Genomic DNA, 6,177 nt, shown 5'->3' with positions numbered 1-6,177 from the left:
CCAGGACCACAAACAACCCCCAAGCCCCGCTCTGGGGGTCATCACGCTGCCCGCAACGGAAGGACCCCGCTGTGACGCTCAACAGGATTGCCCCCGAAGCCGCCCGCCACGCTCGCCGCCCCGTGCTCCAGGCCGCCGTCACCGCCAGCGCCCGCTGCGGCGATCGGGAGCAGTACCGCGATCTGCTCGACCGTAACGGCAGTGCGCCGCCCGTGATTTGGGCGGTGCAGCGGGCGGCCGCCCAGAAGCTGTGTGCCGCGTGCCCGGTTCGGCCGGCGTGCGAGGAGCTTGCGCTGCGCGACGGGGCCGGTGACCGGGCGAGCGACGGCCTGGTCCGTGGCGGCCGTACCGGGCAGGACCTGGCGGTCGACCGGGAGATCCGCCAGTCCGGCCGTCTCGCCGCCGCGACCGCGGCCGACCGGCAGCACCTCCTGGAGCTCGACGCCGCAGCCCGCAGCGAGCGGTACACACTCGCCTACGCGATGGACGTCGGGCCGGTCACCAAGTTGGGCCTGCGGCGCGACGCGGTGGAGAGGATCGGGGCGATGGCCATGCGCGCTGCTGACCGGGGCGAGGCCTGGGACATCGCCGTCTACAACGCGGCCGGCGCCGACGTCACCTTCGACTTCGTCTTTGCCCGAGACGACGGAGCCCTCGTGGTCGCGGCTTGACCTGCTCCTGTTCTCCACGTCGTCCCCAGCCCGCCGCATCGCGGGCTGGTGTCGGCGTGGGGCTACAGGAACCCCACCGTGCGCTGCCCCGGAAACGGGGCAGGCCCCCGACACGGCGCTGAAGACGCCATGCGTGCCGGGGGCCAGCACGGATCCTCCGAGCAAGGAGAGCTGATCCGCATGAGCATTATGGCAACTCCCCTGCAGGCGCAGGCCAGTGACATCGATGAGATCCACCGCGAAGACGAGAGCAGCGGACACAACGGCTCCGGCTACGAGCGCGACGAGACCGACCAGTTCCACCAGATCGTTGGGCACCTGGTGACCGACGGCGACCACCGCGCCCGGTCCGCCGGCCGCTGTGCTCGCCGCACGCTCGCCGAGATGGTCCCCGGGCACGAGCGCCAGCTGGTACTCCTCCTCACCCGCCCGCTTACCTTCCAGTCGGCAGACGACGCGTGCGCGATCTGCGGCTTCTGGAAGTGCATCTGCGGCTTCCCCTCGGTCTCCGACAGGACGGTGATCCGGTGAGTTCCTGCGGACACCCCCCGCGCCTGGTGACGGTGAATCACGTCGGGGCTGATGGCAAGAAGTATCAGTCCGTGGTGCACGAGCCCTGCCCGTGCGGAGGCAAGAAGTAGCGCGTGCACCCCATACGAGCCGCCCGGACCGCACAACATCACGCGGTCCGGGCCATCACCACACGCGGTCTGGCCCACCCGCTCACTCTTGCCCTGCTCGCGGTCGCCGCCACGGCGGCCGCCAGGGCCTGGGACGCCGGCCACCCCGTCACTGAAACCCACCTCGCTCCCGCCCGAGAGGCTCCACCGCTCATGCCCAACCGCCAGGCAGGCCGCCGTGGCTGACGACCTGCATACCCGCTACATCCACGCCAGCGACGCGTGGCGTGCCCATCGCAAGGGCTGCTCGCCCTGCGGGTCCGGGCAGCACTGCCCGGACGGAATACCGCTGTACCAGCGGTTCGTCGACCTTCAGGACGCCTTCCTCCGCTTCTTGCGCACCCGCAGCCGCTGACGGACTTCGGGTTCTCGGTCCACCTGTACCGGCGTAGCCCGTCGTCCCCGCCCCTTTTACCGGGTGGGGCCGGCGGAGAGCGCCGGGGATTTCCCCTGCTCCGGCCGGACTCCGGCCGCCTTTCCCGCGATCGTGAGGATCACATGACCACGAGCACCACCCCCGCCCTGAACACCACCGCCGCCGCGGTGGTGTTCAGCGACGAGACGCTGACTGCTGCCGCCGTCCTCGCTGACGATGCCTACAGCCCGCTCTGGATTGGCCCGTCCGGTGAGCAGTCCACCGGTGAGGCCGTGGCCCGCCACCTGGGCGCCACCATCGTCCTTCTCGACCAGGACGGCTGGACCCGGACCATGACCTACACCACCCCGACCAGCACTGACCTCCCCGCCGACGACGCCGGAATGACGGTCAAGGACATGGTCCGGGCCCTTCTGCGGCTGATCCGGGACGAGATCGACACCCCTGTCTCGCGGCACTCGCTGAGTACCGCGCTGAACCGTGTCGGCGGGGGTGACCAGGGCGACCCGGACACCGCATGGATCGCGGGGAATGTCCTGGACGTCATTGTCCGGGCCCACACCGGATCCGCCTCTGCCCGCGCCTTCCCGTGGTCGGAGAGGCTGGTCCGCACCCACGAGGACATCGTCGCGCTGCTGACCGCCGGGGCTGCGTTCGCCCGCGCCCACGGGCCGTCCACCGACTCCGTCGGGGCCACCGCACCCTGACCGACCGCTCCCCTCTCCCCGTGCCGCTCCCGCAGCGCGGTACCGGGGAGCAGTTCCATGCCCGCCCCTTGCATTGTTCACGGCCGGTGGCCCGCACGACGGGCCACCGGCCGTGCGTATGGCCAGGTCGGGGCAGGCCCAACGCCGCCCCCCACTTTTTGAGTGAAAGGAGAGTGTTGTGGCGACCGCCGCCCGCTCGAAGTCGTCGGCCCGGCGCAAGCCGCCGGCCCGGACCCGCAAGACCACCCCGAAGCCCTCCACCGTTCCCGCCCGGATCGCGAAGCCCGAGGGACCGGCTGTCGTCTCCGGTCCGTGGCCGGCGGCCGACCCGGTCATCGCCGATGCCCGGGACCGTGCCACTGACATCGCCGACTTCGTACGGGAGACCGCGCACTGCCAGGCGCAGCAGGTCCTGGCCGACGCTGAGCTCCGCGCCCAGGACCTGCTCGACGCAGCGGGCCGCCAGTCAGCCGCCGTTCGCGCGGCGGCTGACGGTCATGCCCGCCAGGTGATGAACGATGTCGTCGAAGAGGCAGGACGGCGGTTGCGTGAGTCCACGGCCGACGCCGATATCACTCGCACCGCGGCGACCCGGGACGCGGACCAGATCCGTGACCAGGCCCGCAGCGATGTGAAGGACGCGCGGACGGGGGCACGGGCTCTGGCAGCGCGCCACCGTGCGGAAGCCGCCCGGAGCGGCACGGCGATCGAGCAACGCGCCCAGGCACAGGCCGAACAGATTCGGTCCGCCGCCCGCCGTGAGGCTCAGACACTCCTGGCAGCCGCCGCCGACGAGGCCGCCACGATCCGGGCCACCGCTCAGGGTGTTCTGGACCGGGCGGGTGTGGAGGCTGAGCAGCAGCTCGCCTCCGCCCGCACTGACGCCGCATCTGTGCGGGACCTGGCGCAGGCTGAGGCGGCCCGGGTGCGGGAGGAGGCCGAGGAGGTGTCGGTCGGACTGCGTGCGTCGACCGGTCAGGAGCTGGAGGCTGTCCGGGCGAAGGCGGCGTCCGAGAGTGAGCGGCAGCTGCGTGAGGCACGCGCGGCTGCCGCCCGGATGCGTGAGGACGCGGCCCGGGAGCAGGAGACGGCCCGTCAGGAAGCTGCCCGTGTTCGGCGTCTGGCCGAGGAGGACGTCAAGCGGCTGCGGGCGACTGCGGCCGAGGACGCCGAACGCACCACCTGCACCGCTCGCGAGGCCGCCGACCGGCTCGTGGAGCAGGCCCGGACGAAGCGGGACGCCGATCTTGAGGCCGCTGAGACCGTCCTCGCGCAGGCCAGGGTGAGGGAAGCGGACGCGGAGGTCATGCTGAAGGCCGCTGAGGACGTCCTGGCAGAAGCAGCTGCCCGGATGCGGCGGGCGACTTCACGGACCGAGCAGGCGCTGGAACGTAAGCGCCTGAAGTACGAGGCCCGTACAGCGAGGCGGGACGAGAAGGATGCCCGGACGGCGAAGGCCCGTGAGACACGGTCTGTACGTCGGGCCGGGCAGCCGGCCATGGCGGACCGGGTCAAGAAGTTCGTCAAGGTGAACGCGGAACGGTTGATGGTGATCGGTCCGATCACCGCGCCGATGGCGGTCGCGTGGACCGGGCAGGCCGGGTTCGCCGGGGACATCCTCGGCTGGGTCATGCCGTTCACGATCCTCTTCGCCGCCGCGTGGGAGCTGTCGACGGCGTTTGTCGGGTGGATGTACCACCAGGCCCGCCGGGGCGGTGATGCCGGAACCCTCTACCGGGTCTCCACCTGGACCTTCGCCCTCGGCGCCGCGGTCATGAACTTCTGGCACGCCTCTGGCGAACCCACACCCGGCAGCCGGGTGTGGGACGACGCGGCCCAGGCGTGGACGGAGCAGATCACCTACTGGCACTTCACCCCGAAGGCCGTGGCTTTTGCCGCGATGAGCATTGTTGGGATGGTGCTGTGGGAGCTCTACGCGTCGCTGATCCACCGCCGCAAGCTCCGTGAGGACGGCAAGGTCGCCAAGGCGCGGCCCTCGATCGGCATGGTCCGCTGGGTCCGCTACCCGGTCCACAGCTTCACCGCCTGGTCCCTCGCGATTACCGACGCCCGTCTGACCACCCTGGACCGGGCCTGGACCGCGGCCGGTGCGGACCTCGCGGACCGCAAGGCGGTCCGGACCGGACGGGCCCTGCACCGCGTCGTCGTCCCCCGCATCGGGACCGACGACCACGGTCCGGCCGCCATCCCCACGGTCCTCACTCTCACCCGCATGGACCGGACCGGACCGGCCGACAGCGCGGGAACACCCGGTTCGGTCCGGACGGACCCGTACGCGGTCCGGTCCGGTCCGGGCGGCCGGAACGCGGTCCACGGACCGGTCCGGGCCACGGACCGCCCGGACCGCAGTGCCGGTCCGGTGCTCGCGCTGGAACCCGGTCCGACCGCCCACGCATGTGCTGACCTGCGGACCGGGTCCGGTCCGGACCGGACCTCGGCGAGCGTGCCCGCTGCTCACACCACACCCACCACACGCGGCGTGACGGTCCGGACCGCCACTCCCTTCCCTGGGCCGCAGTACTCGGACCGGTCCGGACCGGCGCACGGTTCGGACCGAGGCAGCGGTTTCGGTCCGGGCCGGGAAACGGGCGGCGGTCCGGACCGGACCGTCATCACGCTCACGGACCTGGAACGGACCGCCCTGGACCGGCTCCGGTCCGAAGGCAAGGCGCTCAACCGGTCCAACATCGCGAACGCGGTCCGGAGCGAGGGCGGGTCCATCGCCACGGACCGCGCCGGCCAGATCGCGGTCGCCCTCAAGCAGCACACGGACCGCTGACCCGGCGGTCCGGACCGCACCACGTCCTGACACTGCATGGTCGCCACCAGCCCCGCCACCGGCATCGCTCCGGACCGGCGACGACTGGTGGTGTGCCACGGCCGTCAGGGCCGAAGCCGCTCCCGGCCCGCTTACCAGGGCTCGGCCAGGAGCGGCTCCATCACCCCCAACACCGCGTCAGGAGCGTGTTCACCATGGCCTTTTTCGGCCTGATCGGCAACGACCGGGACCTCGCACAGCAGTACAGCGACCGCGAGTCCGCGAGCGAGAAGGCGGCCCGTAAGCGCCGCGAGGGCCACCACCGCAACGCCAGGGCGGCGGACCGGCAGGGCCAGGCGTGGGAGGCGTTCGAGCGCTCCCGTCAGGACCGCGGCGGCTGGTGGCGCACCCGCTGACCAGCCCTCACCACAATTCATCCACACATTCCCGCAGGGCCGCACCGACACCCGGTGCGGCCCTGCGGCGTCAATTCTTGGAGCGCTTGTGCTGTTCGCCTGCCTGCATATCCGCCGTCCGCGCCGCCTGAACCACCTGCGGCGCCTCGCCACGCCGGTTGTCACCGTCACCCGTCTGCCCGGCCCGCTCCTCGTCGTCCCGCATCCCGCCATGGTGCCGCCGCGGCTGCCCGACGGGTGCCAGCCCGCCACCACCACCCCCGCCCCCGCGCCCATCGGCCCGGCCGCCGTAGACCTGGCCGAGCTGCAGGTGCGGGCCTTGCTCCACCACGCCTGGCATGGCACCACCGACGCCGTGACCAGCACGGATGAGGCAGGGGCCCGGCGATGACTGACACCACGCACATTCGCCACACCGAGCCGATCGAGCCGACTACCGTCGAGCTGTCCGGCGAGCGCACCGACAGAGCAACACCCCCTCCGCCGCCGTCCGCGCCGCCCGCTCCGCCGTCCGCGAGCCCGGAACCGGTCCCGCCGCCCCGGGGCAG

The 6,177-nt window shown here is 72.1% G+C and carries 8 protein-coding genes; all 8 read left to right on the top strand.

The features are described from left to right. The first annotated feature begins 71 nt into the window (after positions 1–71). The gene (locus tag EES42_RS41905; RefSeq protein WP_124723458.1) at positions 72–671 is read left to right on the top strand and encodes a WhiB family transcriptional regulator; all 600 of its coding nucleotides are present in this window, start codon (positions 72–74) and stop codon (positions 669–671) included. A 180-nt stretch (positions 672–851) separates the two neighbouring features. Beyond that, positions 852–1,202 carry a hypothetical protein gene (locus tag EES42_RS41900; protein WP_206433880.1) on the top strand — a complete coding sequence of 117 codons (351 nt, stop codon included), beginning with the start codon at positions 852–854 and terminating at the stop codon, positions 1,200–1,202. Positions 1,203–1,315: 113 nt separating this feature from the next. Further along, positions 1,316–1,537, top strand: a complete 222-nt coding sequence (locus EES42_RS41895; RefSeq protein ID WP_124723457.1) for a hypothetical protein — start codon at positions 1,316–1,318, stop codon at positions 1,535–1,537. Continuing rightward, a complete protein-coding gene (locus tag EES42_RS45365; protein ID WP_164495542.1) occupies positions 1,530–1,706 on the top strand; it encodes a hypothetical protein in 177 nt (58 codons plus the stop codon). Before EES42_RS41895 ends, EES42_RS45365 begins: the two co-directional genes overlap by 8 nt. A gap of 143 nt (positions 1,707–1,849) precedes the next feature. Then, positions 1,850–2,434, top strand: a complete 585-nt coding sequence (locus EES42_RS41890; RefSeq protein ID WP_124723456.1) for a DUF6197 family protein — start codon at positions 1,850–1,852, stop codon at positions 2,432–2,434. A gap of 178 nt (positions 2,435–2,612) precedes the next feature. Continuing rightward, positions 2,613–5,234: a hypothetical protein gene (locus tag EES42_RS41885; RefSeq protein ID WP_124723455.1), complete on the top strand. Its 2,622-nt coding sequence runs from the start codon at positions 2,613–2,615 to the stop codon at positions 5,232–5,234. Between the two features lie 194 nt (positions 5,235–5,428). Continuing rightward, entirely contained in the window at positions 5,429–5,629 is a 201-nt protein-coding gene (locus EES42_RS41880) for a hypothetical protein (RefSeq protein ID WP_124723454.1), read from the top strand. 88 nt (positions 5,630–5,717) lie between these two features. Beyond that, complete coding sequence (locus EES42_RS41875) at positions 5,718–6,020, top strand: hypothetical protein (protein WP_241196934.1); 303 nt, start codon at positions 5,718–5,720, stop codon at positions 6,018–6,020. The last annotated feature ends 157 nt before the right edge of the window (positions 6,021–6,177 follow it).

The sequence above is a fragment of the Streptomyces sp. ADI95-17 genome, from assembly GCF_003846175.1.
Taxonomy (GTDB): Bacteria; Actinomycetota; Actinomycetes; order Streptomycetales; family Streptomycetaceae; genus Streptomyces; species Streptomyces sanglieri.
The sequence above is the reverse complement of the archived record's forward strand: the minus strand, read 5'-3'. Positions and strand labels throughout refer to the sequence as shown.